Annotated in this window: 22 protein-coding genes and 2 tRNA genes; 7 read left to right on the top strand and 17 right to left on the bottom strand. The window is 65.0% G+C overall.

Annotated features, from left to right (window positions below):
* Nucleotides 1-27 precede the first annotated feature (27 nt).
* A complete protein-coding gene (locus M2336_RS10100) occupies nt 28-741 on the top strand; it encodes a DNA alkylation repair protein (RefSeq protein WP_264574812.1) in 714 nt (237 codons plus the stop codon).
* 5 nt (nt 742-746) lie between these two features.
* Here M2336_RS10100 and M2336_RS10095 read toward each other — a convergent pair.
* The 9 genes from M2336_RS10095 to ffh all read right to left on the bottom strand — a co-directional run bounded on the left by M2336_RS10095 (nt 747) and on the right by ffh (nt 8,184).
* Nucleotides 747-823 (bottom strand) — tRNA-Arg (locus M2336_RS10095).
* A 91-nt stretch (nt 824-914) separates the two neighbouring features.
* Nucleotides 915-2,477: an ABC transporter permease/substrate-binding protein gene (locus M2336_RS10090; RefSeq protein ID WP_264574811.1), complete on the bottom strand. Its 1,563-nt coding sequence runs from the start codon at nt 2,475-2,477 to the stop codon at nt 915-917.
* 3 nt (nt 2,478-2,480) lie between these two features.
* Nucleotides 2,481-3,275, bottom strand: coding sequence for an ATP-binding cassette domain-containing protein (locus tag M2336_RS10085; RefSeq protein WP_264574810.1), 795 nt, complete (start codon nt 3,273-3,275; stop codon nt 2,481-2,483).
* Nucleotides 3,276-3,461: 186 nt separating this feature from the next.
* On the bottom strand, nt 3,462-3,830 hold the full coding sequence (gene rplS, locus M2336_RS10080; RefSeq protein ID WP_181559181.1) for a 50S ribosomal protein L19: 369 nt from the start codon (nt 3,828-3,830) through the stop codon (nt 3,462-3,464).
* A gap of 42 nt (nt 3,831-3,872) precedes the next feature.
* On the bottom strand, nt 3,873-4,574 hold the full coding sequence (trmD, locus tag M2336_RS10075; RefSeq protein WP_264574809.1) for a tRNA (guanosine(37)-N1)-methyltransferase TrmD: 702 nt from the start codon (nt 4,572-4,574) through the stop codon (nt 3,873-3,875).
* A 13-nt stretch (nt 4,575-4,587) separates the two neighbouring features.
* Nucleotides 4,588-5,484, bottom strand: coding sequence for a class I SAM-dependent methyltransferase (locus M2336_RS10070; protein ID WP_264592951.1), 897 nt, complete (start codon nt 5,482-5,484; stop codon nt 4,588-4,590).
* Between the two features lie 199 nt (nt 5,485-5,683).
* Nucleotides 5,684-6,178 (bottom strand): ribosome maturation factor RimM, encoded by a 495-nt coding sequence (gene rimM, locus M2336_RS10065; RefSeq protein WP_264574807.1) that lies wholly within the window; start codon nt 6,176-6,178, stop codon nt 5,684-5,686.
* Nucleotides 6,179-6,180: 2 nt separating this feature from the next.
* Entirely contained in the window at nt 6,181-6,645 is a 465-nt protein-coding gene (gene rpsP / locus M2336_RS10060) for a 30S ribosomal protein S16 (protein ID WP_264574806.1), read from the bottom strand.
* Between the two features lie 51 nt (nt 6,646-6,696).
* The gene (ffh, locus tag M2336_RS10055; protein ID WP_264574805.1) at nt 6,697-8,184 is read right to left on the bottom strand and encodes a signal recognition particle protein; all 1,488 of its coding nucleotides are present in this window, start codon (nt 8,182-8,184) and stop codon (nt 6,697-6,699) included.
* Nucleotides 8,185-8,522: 338 nt separating this feature from the next.
* Here ffh and epsI point away from each other — a divergent pair, with 338 nt between their 5' ends.
* The gene (epsI, locus tag M2336_RS10050; protein WP_264574804.1) at nt 8,523-9,254 is read left to right on the top strand and encodes an exosortase-associated protein EpsI, V-type; all 732 of its coding nucleotides are present in this window, start codon (nt 8,523-8,525) and stop codon (nt 9,252-9,254) included.
* Nucleotides 9,255-9,264: 10 nt separating this feature from the next.
* Here the strand turns inward: epsI and M2336_RS10045 are convergent, their stop codons facing one another.
* From M2336_RS10045 to M2336_RS10030, 4 genes are all read right to left on the bottom strand, one after another.
* Entirely contained in the window at nt 9,265-9,792 is a 528-nt protein-coding gene (locus tag M2336_RS10045; RefSeq protein ID WP_264574803.1) for a TPM domain-containing protein, read from the bottom strand.
* Nucleotides 9,789-10,433, bottom strand: a complete 645-nt coding sequence (gene thiE, locus M2336_RS10040; protein WP_264574802.1) for a thiamine phosphate synthase — start codon at nt 10,431-10,433, stop codon at nt 9,789-9,791. Before thiE ends, M2336_RS10045 begins: the two co-directional genes overlap by 4 nt.
* A gap of 30 nt (nt 10,434-10,463) precedes the next feature.
* The gene (locus M2336_RS10035; RefSeq protein WP_181559172.1) at nt 10,464-11,033 is read right to left on the bottom strand and encodes a glutathione peroxidase; all 570 of its coding nucleotides are present in this window, start codon (nt 11,031-11,033) and stop codon (nt 10,464-10,466) included.
* Between the two features lie 112 nt (nt 11,034-11,145).
* Entirely contained in the window at nt 11,146-12,045 is a 900-nt protein-coding gene (locus M2336_RS10030) for a fructose bisphosphate aldolase (protein WP_181561363.1), read from the bottom strand.
* Nucleotides 12,046-12,194: 149 nt separating this feature from the next.
* Here M2336_RS10030 and M2336_RS10025 point away from each other — a divergent pair, with 149 nt between their 5' ends.
* A complete protein-coding gene (locus M2336_RS10025) occupies nt 12,195-12,719 on the top strand; it encodes a TlpA family protein disulfide reductase (protein ID WP_264569848.1) in 525 nt (174 codons plus the stop codon).
* On the opposite strand, the gene M2336_RS10020 is transcribed toward M2336_RS10025, so the two are convergent.
* From M2336_RS10020 to tkt, 3 genes are all read right to left on the bottom strand, one after another.
* On the bottom strand, nt 12,720-13,925 hold the full coding sequence (locus M2336_RS10020) for a phosphoglycerate kinase (protein WP_264574801.1): 1,206 nt from the start codon (nt 13,923-13,925) through the stop codon (nt 12,720-12,722).
* A gap of 84 nt (nt 13,926-14,009) precedes the next feature.
* On the bottom strand, nt 14,010-15,020 hold the full coding sequence (gene gap / locus M2336_RS10015) for a type I glyceraldehyde-3-phosphate dehydrogenase (protein ID WP_181559169.1): 1,011 nt from the start codon (nt 15,018-15,020) through the stop codon (nt 14,010-14,012).
* A gap of 23 nt (nt 15,021-15,043) precedes the next feature.
* Nucleotides 15,044-17,011, bottom strand: coding sequence for a transketolase (tkt, locus tag M2336_RS10010; RefSeq protein WP_264574800.1), 1,968 nt, complete (start codon nt 17,009-17,011; stop codon nt 15,044-15,046).
* Nucleotides 17,012-17,280: 269 nt separating this feature from the next.
* Between tkt and M2336_RS10005 the strand changes: the two genes are divergently transcribed.
* The 4 genes from M2336_RS10005 to M2336_RS09990 all read left to right on the top strand — a co-directional run bounded on the left by M2336_RS10005 (nt 17,281) and on the right by M2336_RS09990 (nt 18,865).
* On the top strand, nt 17,281-17,529 hold the full coding sequence (locus tag M2336_RS10005) for a hypothetical protein (RefSeq protein ID WP_181559167.1): 249 nt from the start codon (nt 17,281-17,283) through the stop codon (nt 17,527-17,529).
* A 21-nt stretch (nt 17,530-17,550) separates the two neighbouring features.
* On the top strand, nt 17,551-17,868 hold the full coding sequence (locus M2336_RS10000) for a cell division protein ZapA (protein ID WP_264592950.1): 318 nt from the start codon (nt 17,551-17,553) through the stop codon (nt 17,866-17,868).
* Between the two features lie 200 nt (nt 17,869-18,068).
* A complete protein-coding gene (locus tag M2336_RS09995; protein ID WP_264569844.1) occupies nt 18,069-18,647 on the top strand; it encodes a 5-formyltetrahydrofolate cyclo-ligase in 579 nt (192 codons plus the stop codon).
* Complete coding sequence (locus tag M2336_RS09990) at nt 18,644-18,865, top strand: DUF2842 domain-containing protein (protein ID WP_264569843.1); 222 nt, start codon at nt 18,644-18,646, stop codon at nt 18,863-18,865. The genes M2336_RS09995 and M2336_RS09990 overlap by 4 nt, the downstream gene beginning before the upstream one ends.
* A gap of 91 nt (nt 18,866-18,956) precedes the next feature.
* On the opposite strand, the gene M2336_RS09985 is transcribed toward M2336_RS09990, so the two are convergent.
* A tRNA-Asp gene (locus M2336_RS09985) sits at nt 18,957-19,033 on the bottom strand.
* Nucleotides 19,034-19,071 lie beyond the last annotated feature (38 nt).

Genomic DNA, 19,071 nt, shown 5'->3' with positions numbered 1-19,071 from the left:
AACGTTCCCAATACAGGATCTCAACTCATGCCCGCCCCCCTCACCCAAGCATCATCGGTGCCGGAGATCGTTGCCGCCATGCAAAGCATGACCTCCGAGCCAGTACTTGCCGGCATGCAGCGGGTCGGCATTCGTACCGATAATGCGTTGGGGCTGAGCAACCCGGTTTTGCAGGGCATCGCCAAACAGATCGGCCCTAACCATGAACGCGCGATGGCCTTGTGGCAGACTGGCATTCGCGATGCGCGGGTGCTGGCGATCTACACCGCCGAGCCGGCCCAGCTGACGACAGAGCAAGCCCGCGCATGGGCGGACGATTTCGAGTCCTGGGAGATCGTGGACATCGCCGCTGACTTGTTCGTGGAAGCGGGGCTTGACGCGCTCATTCCCCTGTTCGCCGCCGACGAGCGCGAGTTCGTCCGCCGCGCTGCCTTTGCCATGATCGCCGGCGTGGCGGTCCATCGCAAGGCCGAGCCGGACGCAACCTTCATGGACGCGCTGCCCCTGATCGCGCACCATGCGCAGGACGCGCGAAACTATGTGCGCAAGGCGGTAAACTGGGCGCTGCGCAACATCGGCAAACGCAACCTCGCCTGTCACCAGCCGGCCCTGGCGCTCGCGGAGCAGCTCGCCACATCGGACGACAAGACCGCACGCTGGGTCGGCAGCGACGCGCGCCGCGAACTCTCAAGTGCGAAGGTGATCGAAAGGCTGCACCACAAGCAGCGATCAAAATTGTGAGATTTTGGTGCACCCGACTGGATTCGAACCAGTGGCCTTTGCCTTCGGAGGGCAACGCTCTATCCAGCTGAGCTACGGGTGCGTGGAAAGGTCCGCTATCAGTTTTGATGCAGCCGGCCAAGAGTAAAGGTAGGCCGCCCTCCGATTATTGGCGGGCGATGATTGGGCCGCGATTATTGGTCGCCCTGCCCTGCGTTCCTCTCCATCAGCCACCGGGCGGCGACGGCCGGGGCAACCGGACGATCCGGGCGGTCGACCATCAGATTGGCCGCGCGCATCCGCTCGACCGGAATGGCGCCGATCAGCGGTTTGAGCGCCGCCATCAGCCGCGCATCCGTCTCGCGGCCGGGCGCCACCATCACGATCGCGTCATAGGGCGGGATGCGCTCCAGCGGGTCAGCGAGCACCAGCAGATTGTCCGCCGCGATGCGCCCGTCACTTGAAAAGGCGGAGATCACATCGACATCCCCATCCTTCACCGCCCGATATAGGAAGGTGGATTGATATTCGCGCGTCCGCGCGAAGCGCAGGCCGTAGCCTTGCGTCAGCGCGGTCCAGTCCGGCCGCGTGAAGAACTCGAAATCGCCGCCCATGACAAAGCGCGGGGCGTAAGGCGCGAGGTCGGCAATCGAGCGGATGCCGAGTTGCTGCGCCTTGTCGGCGCGCATCGCCAGCGCATAGGCATTCTCGAAGCCGAGCGGACCGACCAGCGTCACGCCATGTTCGCGCTTCAGCCACTCCGCCATCTGCGCCAGCATCGCGGCGCGCCCCGGCTGATCGGTACGGCCCATCACATTGGCCCAGACCGTGCCGGAATAATCGACATAGACGTCCACATCGCCCTGCGCGAGCGCCCGGAACACCACCGCCGATCCCAGCCCGCTGCGCACGGTGGCCGTGCCGCCCTCATCCGCCAGCCGCTGGCCGATAAGATCGGCCAGGATATATTGCTCGGTAAAGTTCTTGGCGCCGATGACGTAGCCGCCCTTCGTTGCCGGGGCGAACACGCTGGCCGCCGCCGTGGCGATGCCGAGGCACAGGATCAGCGCCCCCGCCCAGATGCGCCTGCGCGCGCGCCGGGCGATCCCCGTCTCGATCAGACCGAGGAGTTGATCCACGGCCAGCGCCAGCGCCGCAGAGACGCCGCAGCCGAACAGCACCCACACCCAATTCTCGGTCTGCAGGCCGGAGAAGATATAATTGCCAAGGCTGGTCTGCCCGACCGGCGTCGCCAGCGTGGCGGTGCCGATCACCCAGACGGCGGCGGTCCGCACCCCGGCCATGGCGACCGGCGCGACCAGCGGCATCTCCACCTGCCGGAGGCGTTGCCGGTCGGTCATGCCGACGCCATGCGCCGCCTCGATCAGCGCCGGATCAAGGGTGGTGATGCCGGTGACGATGTTCCGTACGATCGGCAGCATGGAGTAAAGGGTCAGCGCCAGCAGCGCAGGCAGGAAGCCGAGCGCCGAGAAGCCCTGCCCGGTCAGCCGCAGAGAGAGCAGGGAGAGCGCTAGCAATAGGGGGTAGAACAGCGCCATCAGCGCCAGCCCCGGAATGGTTTGTACGAGGCTGACGAAGGAAAGGACCGGCCAGCGCAGTCGCGGGCTGCGGCTTGCGGCGATGGCCAGCGGCAGGCTGAGCAGAATGCCCAGCCCCAGCGCGGCCGCGCTCAGCAGCACATGAAAGCCCAGATATTCCGGCAGCACGCGCAGGGCGCTGGAGAGGGAGCTGTCCATCGCTCAGTCGGTCCCCTCCGGCCCGGCCGCGATCAGGCGCCGGACCTGTTCGGCCTGCCGCATCGGCATCGCCATCAGCGCGCGCACGGCCTCATTGGGCGGATCGGTCAGCAGCCGGTGCGGGGTATCGTCGGCAATGATCCGGCCGCCCTCCAGCATGACGATCCGGTCGGCGAGCAGCACGGCCTCGAAGACGTCATGGGTCACCAGCACGGTGGTGAGGCCCAGCGTCTCGTGCAGGCGGCGGCAGGCGCGGCCGAGCGTGTCGCGGGTGATCGGGTCGAGCGCCCCGAATGGCTCGTCCATCAGCAAGATGCCGGGTCTTGCCGCCAGCGCTCGCGCGATCCCGACCCGCTGCCGCTGACCGCCCGAGAGCGCATCGGGCATGCGCACGCCATAATCCTCGGGCAGGTCGACCAGCGCCAGCAGCTCGCCTACGCGGTGGACGATATCCTGCGCCGGCCAGCCGAGCAGGCGCGGCGTCAGGCCGATATTCTCGGCGACGCTCAGATGCGGAAACAGGCCGATACCCTGAAAAACATAGCCGATCTCCCGCCGCACTTCATAAGCGGGCCGGTCATTCACCGGCTCGCCGTGGATGCGGACGATACCGCGGTCCGGCTCGATCAGCCGGTTGATGCACTTGAGCAGCGTCGTCTTGCCCGAGCCGGAGGCGCCCACGAGCGCCACGAAGGTGCCCGCTGCAATATGCAGATCGACATTGTGCGTGGCGAAGGTCCGACCGCCATCGAAACTCTTGGCAACGCTCTCCAGCGCGATCGCATCGGCTTGGCTCATCGGGCCATGATGGCGGCGCCAGGCGAGAATAGAAAGCGAACTTTCCCCGGCCCGCCGCAAATGCGGCGCGATGCCAGCATCCCACAGACGAAAACGGAGGCCCTGGGGCCTCCGCTCACATCATCCCGCGGGATGATCGCTCGCCATCGCCTGATGGCTTTGGGCGCGTCACCGCGCCCGTAAGGCTTATGCCTCTTCGCGGGTGTCGCGACGCTCGGCGATACGCGCACGCTTGCCGGTGCGGCCACGCAGATAATAGAGCTTGGCGCGACGCACGACGCCCTTGCGGACGACCGTGACGCTGTCCACGTTCGGCGAGTAGAGCGGGAACACGCGCTCAACGCCCTCACCGAAGCTGATCTTGCGCACGGTGAAGTTGGAGCCCATGCCCTTGTTCGAACGCGCGATGCACACGCCCTCGAAGTTCTGGACGCGGGTGCGGTCGCCTTCGACGACCTTCACGCCCACGCGCAGCGTGTCGCCCGGACGGAAATCCGGAATATCCTTGGAGATGGCGGCAATGTTTTCCGCCTCGATGGTCTGCAGCAGGTTCATCTGTCCTGTCTTCCTTCGTCTGCGTCGCGCGCCAGAGGCAGGTCAGTCCCGAGCGTTCCTGTAACGCTCCCAGAGGTCCGGCCTGCGTAACCGTGTGTCATCCTCCGCCCATTGTTTCCGCCAGGCGGCGATCTTCGCATGATCCCCCGATCGCAACACTTCAGGGATCATACGCCCTTCCCATTCCTGGGGTCGGGTATATTGCGGATATTCGAGGAGGCCGTTCTCAAACGATTCCTCGACACCGCTAGAAGCCGCGCCCATTACGCCGGGAAGCAGGCGAATGCAAGCATCCAGCAGCATGAAAGCGCCGATTTCTCCGCCCGAGAGTATGATGTCGCCCATCGACACCTGTTCGATCGGCCGCCCTTCGAACAGGCGTTCGTCAAAACCCTCGAAGCGCCCGCATAAAATCGTGGCGCCCGGCCCCTCGGCCAGCCTGCGAACCCGCGCCTGCGTGATCGGCGTGCCGCGCGGCGTCATCGCAAGCACCGGCAGGTCCGGGCGCGCATCCAGCGCATGATCGACAGCGCGTGCCAGCACATCGGCGCGCAGCACCATGCCTGCCCCGCCGCCTGCCGGCGTATCGTCCACGCTCCTGTGCTTGTCCGTCGCGAAGTCGCGGATCTGGATGGGTGCGCAGGACCACGCCCCCTCCCCCAGCGCCCGACCGGCAAGCGAAATGCCGAGCGGCCCGGGAAACATCTCCGGATACAAAGTGAGGATCTGTGCGGTGAAGGTCATGATTTAAAAGCGATCAGCGGGATTTGGGACGTGCGGGACGATCGGCGATACACACCAGAAATTCGGCCTCGCCACCGCCCAGAAGCGCAGAGAAAAGAGACTTGACCCGCAGGAGACGTTTCGCGACCGGCCAGCGCCTCGTGCGCAGCCCGCGCGTCCGCATGATCTCTTCCGACGCGCCCACCATGAAATTGAACTGCCGCGAGCTGGGCTTGGCAAAAACCTTGGCAGACCGCAGACCATTGCTGACCGCGAGTTTTCTCAGGGCGCGCCTGGTGAACAGATGCAGATGCCGGGGCGTTTCCAGCCCCCGCCAATGTTCGCCAAAATGGCGGTGCCCTAGCGCGTCGACGTTCGGCGTGATCATCACCAGCCGCCCGCCGGGTGCGAGCAATTCACTGCACCGCGCGATCGTGCGACCCGGCTCGGGCACATGCTCGATGACATTGTCGAGCAGGATGCCGTCGAACTTTTTCCCATCGAATCGCGGATCGAAAATATCGGTCGCAAAGACCTGTGCGCCGCGCACCTGCGACGCCACAGCGACCGCCTGTTCATCGAAGTCGATGCCGACGGCGCTCCAGCCCGCCTCGACAATCGACCGCAGGAACCCGCCGGACCCGCAGCCGACATCCAGCATGACGCCGGGCTTACGGTGCGCGAAGTAATTGAGGCCCGACTGGTAGTGATGCTTCCACCAGGGCAGCAGGCCCAGAAGTCGATAGCGCAGAGCCGGCGCATGCGAGGCGGCCCCCTCCGGCGCCACGATCACCGGCGCCTGGTCGTGGGTGTGGTAGGATTGATAGAGCGTCGCCAGACTCTGCGGCGTGGGCATGGGGTCGATCCACCCCGAGCCGCAGTGCGGGTTGCGACAGATCCTCAGCCCCCAGCGTCCCGGCGCGCCGAACATCGGATCGCGCAGATCGCGATAGTGCTGAGTGCCCGATTCGCCGCACAACGGACAATCCGGCGCGGGCAGGCAGCCAATACCCTCATTGTCCAAAACAATCGCGTTCATGCGGCCCTGCGCTCTTGGAGGTGATCGATCGAGACCGATCCATGTGGGCAAGCAAGAGGCCCGTCCTCATCCGCCGAAGCGGAATGTCCTGTCAGTCTGCAAGGAAAAGGCTGCTCAGGACAAGTCTTTCCTCGTTCCAGTCGAGCACCGCTTCCGGCTGCATGGGGACCATGAACCGTTTTCCGCCGGGCTTCTCGATTTCGATGACGTCACCGGCCCCGAAATTCTCGACAGCCACGACCGTCCCCACCGCTTCGGCCGATTCGGCGACGCATGGCAGGCCGATCAAATCGACATGATAATATTCGCCGGGTTCGAGCGGGGGCAGCGCCGAGCGCGGAACGGTGAGTTCCACGCCGCGCAAGGCTTCGGCGGCATTGCGATCGGCGATTTCCGCAAAGCGCGCGACGGCGCCATTCGAGCCATCGCGCACCGTCTTGAGCGTGAGGGTGCGACCGCCCGCCTCGAAGCTCTTGTAGCGCTTCAAGCTCTCCGGCCCATCGCCGAAGAGCTTGAGACGCACTTCCCCCGTCACGCCATGCGCGCCGATGACAGCCGCGAGCGTGACGGGACGATCCCCTGGCAAGATCAGCCCTCGGCCTGCTCTTCAGCGGCAGCCTCGGCAGCGGGTGCTTCCTCGGCGGGGGCTTCAGCAGCCGGCTCTTCAGCCGGAGCATTGGCGGCTTCTTCCGCAGCCTTGCGGGCTTCCTCGGCCTCGGCCAGCTTGGTGGCCTTGTCCTCGGCGCGGTCCTTGGCCTTCTGGCCCGGCTCTGCCTTGTTGGGGTTGTTGCGCGCAGCGCGCTCCTTGACGCCTGCGGCATCGAGGAAGCGGGCGACACGGTCGGTCGGCTGGGCGCCGACGCTCACCCAGTGCTTGGCGCGCTCGGTGTCGAGCACGACGCGCTTCTCGTCATCCTTGGCGAGCAGCGGGTTGTAGCTGCCGATGCGCTCGATGAAGCGGCCATCGCGCGGCGAGCGGCTGTCCGTCACCACGATCTTGTAATAGGGGCGCTTCTTGGAGCCACCGCGCGACAGGCGAATGCTGGTTGCCATCTGTAACTTACCTTACCTTTCTTCTGAACTCTGAACCTGAAATTCGTTACGTTACTTCTTGAGAAAATTCTGAAAACCCGGCGGAAGCTTGGGCATGTCCGGCATCCCCGGAAGTCCCTTGAGGGCGCTGAGATCGCCCTGCCCCGCTCCCGGCGCACCGCCGCCACCGCCGAGCAAACCGCCCAGCCCGCCGCCGCTACCGCCGCCCGCAAACATCTTGGCCAGTCCCTTGAGACCGCCCATTTTCTTGATCTTCTTCATGGCGGTTTCCATCTCCTTGTGCATCTTGAGGAGACGGTTGACGTCCTGCACCTGCAGGCCCGCGCCCTTGGCCACGCGGATTTTGCGCTTGGCGTTGAGCAGTTCCGGGCGCTCACGCTCCTTGAGCGTCATCGAGCCGATGAGTGCATCGAGGTGAACCAGCGTCTTGTCGTTAACGCCGGCATTGGTCATCTGCGCCTGCGCCTTTTTGAGGCCGGGGATCATGCCCGCGAGCATGCCGAGGCCGCCCATGCGCTGCATCTGGCTGAGCTGCGCGCGCAGATCGTTGAGATCGAACTTGCCGGCAGCCATGCGCTTGGCCAGCTTGTCGGCATCTTCCTGCTGGATCGATTCCGCCGCGCGCTCGACGAGGCTGACGACGTCGCCCATGCCGAGGATGCGCTGCGCGACCCGCGCGGGATGGAAGGGCTCGATGGCATCGAGCTTTTCGCCGGTGCCGGCGAACTTGATCGGCTGGCCAGTAACGGCGCGCATGGAGAGCGCGGCACCACCGCGCGCATCGCCGTCCATGCGGGTGAGGACGACGCCGGTCAGGGGCACCTGCTCGGTAAAGCTCTTGGCGACGTTGACCGCGTCCTGGCCGGTCAGGCTGTCGACGACCAACAGGATTTCAGCCGGCGTCGCGACATCCGCGACCGCCTTCATCTCGTCCATCAGCGCCTGATCGACGTGCAGGCGGCCAGCCGTGTCCAGCATCAGCACGTCGAAGCCCTGCAGCTTCGCGGACTGGAGCGCGCGGCGGGCGATATCCACCGGCTGCTGGCCGGGCACGATCGGCAGCGTCGCGACATCGGTCTGCATGCCGAGAACCGCCAGCTGCTCCTGTGCCGCCGGGCGATTAACGTCGAGCGACGCCATCAGCACCTTCTTGCGCTCTTTTTCCTTGAGGCGCTTGGCGAGCTTGGCCGTGCTAGTGGTTTTGCCCGAGCCCTGCAGGCCGACCATCATGATCACCGCCGGTGGCGTCACGTCGATCAACAACTCGCTGGTCTCGGCGCCCAATGTCTCGGTCAGCGTGTCGGAGACGATCTTGACGACCATCTGCCCCGGCGTAACCGAACGCAGAACGTCCGATCCCACCGCGCGCTCGGTCGCCTTGTCGACGAACGCGCGCACGACCGGCAAGGCGACGTCGGCTTCCAGCAGGGCGATTCGGACCTCGCGCATGGCAGCGCGCACGTCCGCCTCGGTCAGCGCACCGCGCCCCCGAAGCTTCTCGAACACCCCACCGAGCCGATCGCTCAGACTATCGAACATCACCACCTCATTGCAGCCGAAGCCGCTGAAAAACCAACCAAAACGCCGCAACGCACAAAGCGCCGGTGGGCGAAACCTCGCCGACCAGCGTCTATCCTTGGACAGTGAAATCCAGGACTGTCAGGGCGCCCGGGCAGTTGGACAACCGCGCCGGAACAGCGGCTCCTTAACGAAATCCGCCGGTTAAGACAAGAAGGCAGGCATCCGGGCCTGTGCTGGACGCACGGAGAGGCCGAGTCAGAAAGGCTTTGGCAGGAATTTGCCGCTATCGCGCTTGCAGTTTGGAAATCCGCTCTTAGCTGCTATTCTGCGCGACAGAGCCAAGGAATGAGGGTGCAGTGGCAGCGGACGACGTGAATTCAGTTTCGGATGAGAGCGAGCCCACGCGGCGCTCGCTCAGCCGTCGCCATCTCCTCATGGGCGGCGCCATGCTGGCCGTGAGCGGCCTTGCCATCGCGCGCGAGCCGCATCAGCGTTACCGCGACCTCTCCGACAAGCAGTTTGAGGCCCTGTTCCCCAAGGCATTCGGCGATTGGAAGACGCTGCCCGTCAGCGAGCTCGTGCTGCCGCCAGAGAGCGACCTGGCCGACAAGCTCTATCAGCACATTCTCACGCGCACCTACGTCAATTCCAAGGGCGTGGGCGTGATGTTCCTGGCTGCTTACAACAGCAAGCAGTTGAACAACGTCCAGCTCCACCGGCCCGAAATATGCTATTATGCTGGCGGTTTCTCAATCGATCGCAGCGAGTCACTGGATTTGCCGGTTGATGTGGCCGGCCGCCAAATGATCATTCCGGCCCGGTCGGTGACGGCGGTGCTCGGCTCGCGCAACGAGAACATCCTGTACTGGACGCGGATCGGCCCCGACTTCCCGCAGAGCTGGCTCGCGCAGCGCATCGCAATGACCAAGGCCAATATCGCCGGCTATCTCGCCGACGGGTTGCTTGTCCGCATGTCGGTGATCGACAAGAATTACGATGAGTCCCTGCACAACATGCAAATCTTCATCGCAGACATGCTCAAGCATTCGGGCGAGCCGACCAGGGACATGGTGGTCGGCGACGCCTGATCCGACGTCGCTAGAGCCGGCCTTCCAGTTCGGCGATCCCGGCGACCAGACCGGCCTCGAAAAGCCCGTTGCGAAACTGTGGCAGCATGGCCGTGTCGATGATCGCTTGGCAGTCATCGTCCGGAATGGCGGCGGCAAGGCCCTGCCCGACCGCGATGCGGACCAGCTGTTCCCTCGGCGCGAGCAGGATCACGATCCCCTCCGCCCCCGGCGCACCCACGGCCCAGCGATCGCCAAGCTCGCTTGCATAGCCGGCAATGTCCTGCCCATCGAGGGACGGCACCGTGACGACGATGGCCTCCCGCCCGGTCGCGGCCTGCAGCCCTACCAGCCGGCGCTCGATCTGGTGCCGCTGATCGGGCGTGAACAGCGCCGCGGCGTCAGTCACCCAGCCATCGCGCGCAATCGGCAGGCTGGATGGGAGGACGATCTGGGCGGTCTCGGTCGGTTCACCGGCCGCAGCGGGCGCACCCATTAGCCCCGCCGCCACACACAGGGCCGCGATGCCAAGGGCGGAAAGCCCGCGTGTCAGGATCACCCAAGCACTTTCGCGAAGGCGGCAACACCGGCGCGCGGCCCATCAGGGTGGTTCCACACCGCGCCACTCACCGCGAGAAAATCGGCGCCAGCCTCGACCAGCGGCGCTGCATTGTCGGCAGTGATGCCGCCGATGGCGACGCAGGGAATTTCAAAGATGGACGACCACCAGCGCAGCAGGTCCGGTTCCGCATGGTGGCTCACCTCCTTGGTGGTGGTAGGATAGAAGGCCCCGAAGGCGACATAATCAGCCCCAGCTTCCCCGGCTTCCATCGCCATATGACGACTGTCATGACAGGTCACGCCTATCTGGGCCGAGGGGCCGAGCACGCGCCGGGCCTCGCGAGGATCCCCGTCCCCCTGCCCCAGATGAACGCCATCGGCGCAGAGGCGCTGGGCCAGCGCGATGCTGTCATTGACGATGAAGGCGACATCCCGCTCGGCGCAGAGGCGCTGGAGCGGTTCGGCCAGCCGCGCGACTTCATCCTCGCTCACGCCCTTGAGGCGAAGCTGAAACGCGGCGACACTGCCGCCGTCCAGCGCCTCGGCAAGGCGAGCGGCGAAATCCTCTCCGATCACCGGCGGGGAGATCAGGTAGAGCTGGCAGGGCGGAAGGCTGAGCGCCTGTGTGGTCTCGGTCATTCCGCCCCCATAAGCCCGGTGGCCGCGCGGTCAACCGGCGGCGGCGGAACCCGACAAGGCCGCCTCGATCGCAGCGACGAGGTCGCCATCGTCCGGCTTGGTATCCGGCGAGAAGCGCGCCAGCACCGTGCCATCGCGTCCGACGAGGAATTTCTCGAAGTTCCAGAGCAGTTCCGGCGGATCGTTCGGCGTGCGGTTGCCGCTCTTGAGACGCTCACGGAACGCGCCATCGTTGCGCGCCTCCGGCTGCGCCTGCGTCAGGGCCGCGAACAGCGGGTGCTTGTCCGGCCCGGTGGCGACCACCTTCTCGAACATCGGGAAGTCCACGCCAAAATTGGTCGTGCAGAAGCTCTCGATCTCCTCATTGGAGCCCGGCTCCTGCCCCGCAAAATCGTTGGCGGGAAAGCCCAGCACCACCAGGCCATCGTCCTTATATTTGCGGTAGAGTGCTTCCAGCCCCTCATATTGCGGGGTGAGGCCGCATTTGGACGCCACGTTGACGATCAGCAGCACCTTGCCGGCATAATCGCCCAGCGACGCATCATCGCCCTTGATGGTCTTGAGCGGAATTTCGTCCAAAGCAGTCGTCGTCGCGGTCATGGTCATCCTCCAGATGAAAAAGGGCAGCTCGCCCAAGATAGGGAGCCGCCCTTCCTCTGTCATCGGGTGGAGACCGCAGGCGGCGCAATTGGGCGCCGCCCCGTCGTGCGCGTCAAGCCGCGACCTTGTCCGTCGAGGCTTCGTAGATCTCGTCGATCGCGCTGGCGAGCGAGGCGTTGAACGCCTCATCGCTCATCTGGTGACGCAGATCCTCCAGCAAGGCCCGGCTGAAGCTGGCGATCATGCCGCGATTCTTCGCCAGTTCGGCGCACGCCTCGGGACGCTTGTAACCGCCCGAAAGGGCGACGACGCGCAGCACCTTGGGATGATCGACCAGCGGACCGAACAGACCGGCCTTTTCAGGGATCGAGAGCTTGAGCATCACCTGCTGACCCTCGGGCAGTGCATCCAGCGCCTTGAGGATTTCCTCCAGCAGGATCTGGTCGGCCTGCGCCCGCTCGGCGCTCTTGATGTTCACTTCCGGCTCGATGATCGGCATCAGGCCCGCTGCGAGCACCTGCTGGCCAATCTCGAACTGCTGCTTGACGATGGCGGCAATCCCCTCGCGGTTGGCGAGATTGACGACCGAGCGCTCCTTGGTGCCGAACACGCCGAGGCTCTTGGCACGCTTGAGCAGCGCGTCCAGTTCCGGCATCGGCTTCATCATCTGCACGCCATTGGCCTCGTCTTCCAGGCCCTTGTCGATCTTGATGAACGGCACGACGCCGCGTTCGATGAGCGCGGCCGGCGTCGGCTTGCCGTCCACGGTGCCGTCCATGGTCTTCTCGAACAGGATGGCGCCCAGCACCTTCTCGCCGGTGAAGGCGGGCGAGGTGATGATGCGGCTACGCATCTGGTGGATCAGGCCGAACATCTCTTCATCACCCGAATAGGCGTTTTCTTCGATGCCATAGCCCTTCAGCGCCTTGGGCGTGGAACCGCCGCTCTGGTCGAGCGCGGCAATGAAGCCCTGCCCCTTGGCAATCTTCTCGGTCATGTCGGAGTCCTGCATCATCCTGTCCTGTTTTTCGAAGTGGTGCCAAAATCGGCGGTGCTGTGTGGCACGCCTATGCCGCGCCTGCGCCGCATATTGCAAGCCGGTCAACCATCTTGACGGGCGCACTGCCCGGAACGAAAGATGGTTGGAAGGGGGGACGATCGATGCGCTCAAAATTCGCGGCCGTTGCCGCACTGATTGCGATCATCGGCATGAGCGTGGCCCGGCCAGCCCACGGTCAAAAGATCAAGGTGGGCGACCTAGCGCCAGCGTTCACGCTGATGCTGGCTGATGGAAGCTCGGTTTCGCTGGCCGATCTCAAAGGGCAAGTCGTCGTCCTCAATTTCTGGGCGACATGGTGCGGACCATGCATCAAGGAACTGCCGACGTTGGACGCCTTTCACGACATCCTGAAGGACAAGGGGCTGCGCGTTTTTGCCGTGGCGACAGAAGATTCCGTGCCGCTCCCCAAGCTCAAGAAAATGCTGGCCGGGATGACCATCCCGATGGTTCGACGGGTGAAAGGCCCCTATCGCCATCTGGGCGCGCTCCCCACAAACTTCGTGATCGGGCGCGACGGACGCGTTCGTTATGCCGCCACCGGCGCCTTCGACCTCGATCAACTCAACCGCGTAATCATTCCGCTGATGAACGAGCGGGCGCCAACGGCTCCCGCTCGCTCGCGTTGATCAACCGCGCGTAAGCGCCGCGACGCCCGGCAGTTCCTTGCCTTCCATCCACTCCAGGAAGGCGCCGCCTGCGGTCGAGACGAACGAGAAATCCGCAGCCACGCCGGCATGATTGAGGGCGGCGACCGTATCGCCGCCGCCGGCAACTGACACCAGCGAACTTTCCGCCGTCAGCGCCGCGGCCGTGCGGGCCAGCGCAACGGTGGCCGTGTCGAAGGGCGTCAGCTCGAACGCGCCGAGCGGGCCGTTCCACACCAAGGTCTTGCAGGTCTTGAGAACGTCCGCGAGCGCCTCGACGGCGGCCGGTCCCACGTCGAGGATCATTTCCCCATCGGCCAGCTCGTTCACGTTGCACACGCGGTAGCTGGCGGGATTGGCAGCGAATTCGGTCGCGACGGCGACGTCATAGGGCAGGTGCAGGGTGCAGCCCGCTGCTTCGGCCTTCTCGAAAATCTCGTTGGCCGTATCGACCAGATCATGCTCGCACAGCGACTTCTTCACATCGACGCCGCGTGCCGCGAGGAAGGTGTTGGCCATGCCGCCGCCGATGATGAGATGATCGACCTTGGCGATGAGGTTTTCGAGCACGGCCAGCTTGGTCGAAACCTTGGCGCCGCCCACGACCGCCGCGACCGGCTTCTCCGGCTGGCCCAACGCGGCTTTGAGCGCATCCAGTTCCTTTTCCATCGAACGACCGGCGAAGGACGGAAGGCGATGAGCAAGGCCCTCGGTCGAGCAGTGCGCGCGATGGGCAGCGGAAAAGGCGTCGTTCACATACATGTCGCCAAGCGCGGCCATAGCATCGGCCAGCGCCGGATCATTCTTCTCCTCGCCCGCATGGAAGCGGGTGTTTTCCAATATGGCGATGTCGCCACCGCGCATAACCGCAATGCCGGCAGCTGCCGCTTCGCCCTGGCAGTCAGGAATGAACTGCACGTCGCGGCCCAGCACATGGCTCAGCCCGCGCGTGACGAGGCTGAGCGAGAGATCGGGCGACTTCTGGCCCTTGGGGCGACCGAAATGCGCGAGGATCAGCACTTTCGCGCCCCGGTCCGCCAGTTCCAGCAGCGTCGGCACGGCGGCCCGCAGGCGCGTGTCGTCGCTCACCGACCCTTCCGACATCGGCACATTCAGATCCTCGCGGACCAGCACGGCCTTGCCGGCGATATCGCCCATGTCGTCCAGCGTCTTGAAGGGTTTGGCCACGTCGTCACTCTCCCATGCGTGAATCGGGCCGAGCGTGTGTGAACATGCCCGGCCCGAAGAAATGTCAGCGGTGTTCCGCAATCCTCAGATCAGGCCAGCAACAACCTTGCTGGTGTCGATCATGCGGTTCGAGAAGCCCCACTCATTGTCGTACCAGCTCAGCACGCGCACGAGCTTGCCGTCGATGACCGCCGTCTCGAGGCTGTCGACGGTGGAGCTGCGCGGATCGCCATTATAGTCGATGGAGACCAACGGCTCATCCGAATAGCCCAGCACGCCCTTGAGCGGGCCGTTGTCGGCAGCAGCCTTGAGCAGGCTGTTGACCTCTTCCTTCGTCGTGTCACGCTTGGCGATGAACTTGAGGTCGACGACCGACACGTTCGGCGTCGGCACGCGCACCGAGGAGCCGTCCAGCTTGCCCTTCAGCTCCGGCAGCACCTCGCCCACGGCGCGGGCTGCGCCCGTCGTGGTCGGGATCATGGAGAGCGCAGCGGCACGGGCGCGACGCATGTCCTTGTGGATCTGATCCAGCGTGTTCTGGTCGTTGGTGTAGCTGTGGATCGTCGTCATGAAGCCGCTCTCGATGCCGACCGCGTCGTTCAGCACCTTGGCGAGCGGCGCGAGGCAGTTGGTGGTGCAGCTCGCGTTCGAGATGACGATGTCGTCGGCGGTCAGCGCATCGTGGTTCACGCCGAACACGATGGTCTTGTCGACGCCCGTAGCGGGCGCGGAAATGACGACGCGCTTGGCGCCGGCGGTCAGGTGGGCGCTGGCCTTGGCTTTGTCCGCGAAGATGCCGGTGCATTCGAGCGCGATCACCACGCCGAGCTCGGCGTGCGGCAGATTGGCGGGGTCACGCTCCGCCGTCACCTTGATGCGCTTGCCGTCCACGACGAGGCTGTCGCCATCGACCGAGACCTCGCCCTTCCAGTTGCCATGCACGCTGTCCCGCTTGAACAGCAGCGCGTTCGACTTGGCATCGCCGAGGTCGTTGATCGCGACCAGCTCGAAATCATGATCGGTGCGCTCCAGCAGCGCGCGCGCGACGAGGCGCCCGATCCGTCCGAACCCGTTGATTGCTACCTTGATCGCCATGTCCTGCACTCCTTAGCTCAAAGTCAAACCAGCGCGGCGGAAACCCGTGCCGCGACACTCTGGGCATTCAGCCCGAAATGATCGTAAATTTCCTGCGCCGGCGCCGAGAGGCCGAAGCTGTCGATACCGATATTGATGCCATCGGTTCCCGTAATCGTCGCCCAGCCGAAGGTGGTGCCGGCCTCGATCGAGACACGCAGCGCGCCCTGCGGCAGCACGGAAGCCCGGTAGGCCTCTTCCTGCGCCAGGAAGCGCGACATGCTGGGCATGGAGACGACGTTGGTGGCGACCCCCTTCTCTTCCAGCAGCTTGGCGGCGTTCACGGCGATCTCCACTTCCGATCCGGTGGCGATCAGCACCACCTTGGGCGCGGTCCCGCTGGTCACGAGGGTGTAGGCCCCCTTGGCACAGAGATTTTCAGAAGCGTCGGTGCGCAATTGCGGCAGATTCTGGCGGCTGAGCGCCAGCAAGGACGGCGTGGACTCCTGCTGCAAGGCAAGCGCCCAGCACTCGGCTGTCTCGATGGTGTCGGCGGGACGGAAGACCTCCAGATTGGGGATCATCCGCAGCGACATCACATGCTCAATAGGCTGGTGGGTGGGGCCATCTTCGCCCAGGCCAATGCTGTCATGCGTCATGACATAGACCACGCGCAGCCGCTGCAAAGCGGACATGCGGATGGCATTGCGCGCATAATCGGAAAAGACGAGGAAGGTGCCGCCATAAGGGATCATGCCGCCATGCAGCGCGATGCCGTTCATCGCGGCGGACATGCCAAACTCGCGGATGCCGTAGTAGACATAGCGACCGCTATAATCGTCGCGGCTGAAAGCAACCTTCTGGTCCTTGGACTGGGTCAGGTTGGAGCCGGTCAGGTCCGCCGAGCCGCCGAACATCTCGGGCAGTTGCACGTTGATCGCATCGAGCGCCATCTCGCTGGCCTTGCGCGTTGCGACCTTCTTGGGCTCGGCGATCAGGCCATCGAGATAGGACTGGATGGAGAAGCCAGCCGGGAGCTTGCCCGCCATGCGCCGCTCGAATTCATCCTTGTCAGAATGGCTTGCAAGGCGGCCCTGCCAATCGGCATGAGCCTTCTTGCCGCGCGTGCCGGTCTCTGCCCATGCAGCCTTCACGTCATCGGGCAGCTCGAACGGCGGCAGATCCCAGCCCAGCGCCTCGCGGGTCGCCGTGATTTCGTCCTCACCCAGCGGCGATCCGTGCACCTTGTGCGAGCCTGCCTTGTTTGGCGCGCCCTGGCCGATGCGGGTGCGGCAGGCGATGAGCGAGGGGCGCGGATCGGCCATGGCCTCATCCATCGCGCGGCGAATGTCGCCGAAATCATGGCCGTCGCAGGCCGTCACGTGCCAGCCGGTCGCGGCGTAACGGGCCAGCACATCCTCGCTGGAGGAGAGGCTGACAGCGCCGTCGATGGTGATCTTGTTATCGTCCCACAGCACATTCAGGCGCCCGAGGCCCAGATGACCTGCCAGGCCGATCGCCTCATGGTTGATACCTTCCATCAGGCAGCCATCGCCCGCGATCACCCAGGTGCGGTGATCGACCAGCGGATCGCCGAAGGTCGCATTGAGATGCCGCTCGGCCATTGCCATGCCGACGGCCATGGCCAGCCCCTGACCCAGCGGACCGGTGGTGGCTTCAACGCCCGCCAGTTCGAAATTCTCGGGGTGACCTGCGCAGGGGCTGCCCATCTGGCGGAAATTGCGGATGTCCGCCATCGTCGGTCTGGCATAGCCGGACAGGTGCAGCAGCGCATAGATCAGCATGGAGCCGTGGCCAGCCGAGAGCACGAAGCGGTCGCGGTCGTGCCAGCCGGGCGCGCTCGGATCGAACTTCAGATAATCCTTGAAGAGCACCGTCGCGACATCGGCCATGCCCATCGGCATGCCTGGGTGGCCGCTGTTGGCGGCCTGCACGCCGTCCATGGAAAGGACGCGAATGGCGTCGGCGAGCCGCTTTTCGGTGACTGACATGGGCGAGCGCCCCTTCTTCTTTATCTGGCCCGCAGGCGTGTTGCTCCAGAGCGATCAAGGACCGAAGATGGTCGATGAACGGCCGCGCCGGCACCGAGAGAACGGGCCATGAGTCGCCGCGCGGTCTCCATGTCGTCTAGCGGCCCAAGCGTCAACCTGCGGGGCGCCCCACAGCCGCAAAGGCACGGTGATTCTGGCCGCATCACGCTCAATCCGCAGCTGCGCAACGAGTTTTTGCATTCGCTCGGGAGCGTGATAAGGGTTCGCTCATGGCAAGCAAGGCGATGATGCAGGCGATCGAGCGGCTGGAACGCGCCGTGACGCGCGCCGAGGGACTGGCGCGGGAATTGACCGAGGCGCGTGCGCAGGAAATCGAGGCGCAGCTCGCGGCCGGCAGCATCGAGGATGATGGCCCGCCGGTGGATATCGACCCCTTCTCACGCGACAAGGCGATCGCAGCGCTGAAATCGCTCGATGCGCTCATTGGCGATCTTCAAAAGGCCAGGAGCGAAGCCTGATCTATGGCAGAAGTACGAATCATGGTCGGCAGTCGGCAATATGCAGTGCATTGCCGGGATGGCGAGGAAGCGCGCCTGCACGAGCTGGCCGCATTGATGTCCGAGCGGGTCCAGCAGGTCAGCAGCGGCAGTCCCGGGCTGACCGAGGTGCGGCAACTGCTGTTCGCCGGCCTGCTGCTGGCCGATTCCCTCACCGACAAGGCGCCCGCCCCGGCAGCCGCGCCACCACCGCCCGCCGAGCCGGAGGACGAATCCGCAACGCTGGACGCGCTCGATGCGTTGGCCCAGCGGATCGAAGCCTTGGGCGACAGCCTTGCAGCCCAGCTGTCCAACGCCTAAGTAAGGCGGGACGGGTACTGCCCGGTGCGCGCATTAGCGAACATCCCTGAGGCGATAATCACATCCAAGGGGGCTGTCCCTGGCCGGACCCAGGTCCGAACTACATGGTCCCCACCTGACGTTGAGGCGTCAGAGGATTTTCCGGCAAACGGCCATGGCGGTCCCGTCACCCCGCCGGCATCTCGGACAGGACCCAAAGAATGACCGATACTGATCGCGCCAAGCTGCGCTCCTCTTTGCTCGCCCGGCGCTCCGCCTTTGTCGCAGGCCTGCCGCCTTCGGTGCGCACGCTGGCCTTCCGGGTTCTCCCTTCCCCCGTGCTCGCCCGCATGCCGCCCGGCTCGCGCGTCGCCATCTATCGGGCCATGGGCTCGGAAGCGCCGACCGAAGCGCTGATCGACTTCCTCCACGAGCGTGGTTTTAAGCTGTGTCTACCCCGGCTCGGCAAGACCACGGCCGAGGACATGGAGTTTGCCGACTGGTCGCCGGACGACATATTGGTGCCGGGCCAGCTCCGCATTCCCCAGCCAGCCCCGCAGGCCGCCACGGTCACGCCGGACGTGGTGCTGACGCCGCTCGTCGGGTTCGATCCCTCGCTCAATCGCATCGGCCATGGGGCGGGCTATTATGACCGTGCTTTCGCCAAGCTGCCCAACGCGCTGCGAATCGGGATGGCGTGGAGCTGCCAGATGGTCGATGCGCTGCCCATCCAGCCGTGGGACGTGCCCCTGCACATGCTGTTCACCGAGCAGAGCGTCATCGAGGGAGAGGCCGCGTGAACGACGCGCCGCAACCGAGCTGGCGCAAGCCGGCGGGCATGTTCGCCATCCTCGGCATCATCGCCGTCTGGGCCGCCATCATCGGCTCCTTCTCGGAGCAGATCGCGCGCTGGCCCGGCGCCCTTCAACTCGTCTTCTATGTGATCGTGGGGATCATCTGGATCTTCCCGACCCGGCCCATCCTGGTGTGGATGGAAACAGGCCGCTGGCGCGCCTGAGCGCCAGTTCCAAATCCATTTTCTAGAGGCTTGTCCCGCTCCGTTCAGGAGAGGGAAGCCAGCGCGATGCCATTCTCTTCATTGAAGAAAATGGCGCGAGTGACGGGGCTCGAACCCGCGACCTCCGGCGTGACAGGCCGGCACTCTAACCAACTGAGCTACACCCGCGCTTGGCTGAGGAGGGCGCAGGTATAAGAGGGCGCCGG

Source organism: Sphingobium sp. B1D7B, from assembly GCF_025961965.1.
GTDB lineage: Bacteria > Pseudomonadota > Alphaproteobacteria > Sphingomonadales > Sphingomonadaceae > Sphingobium.
This window is presented reverse-complemented; position numbering and strand designations above follow the sequence as displayed.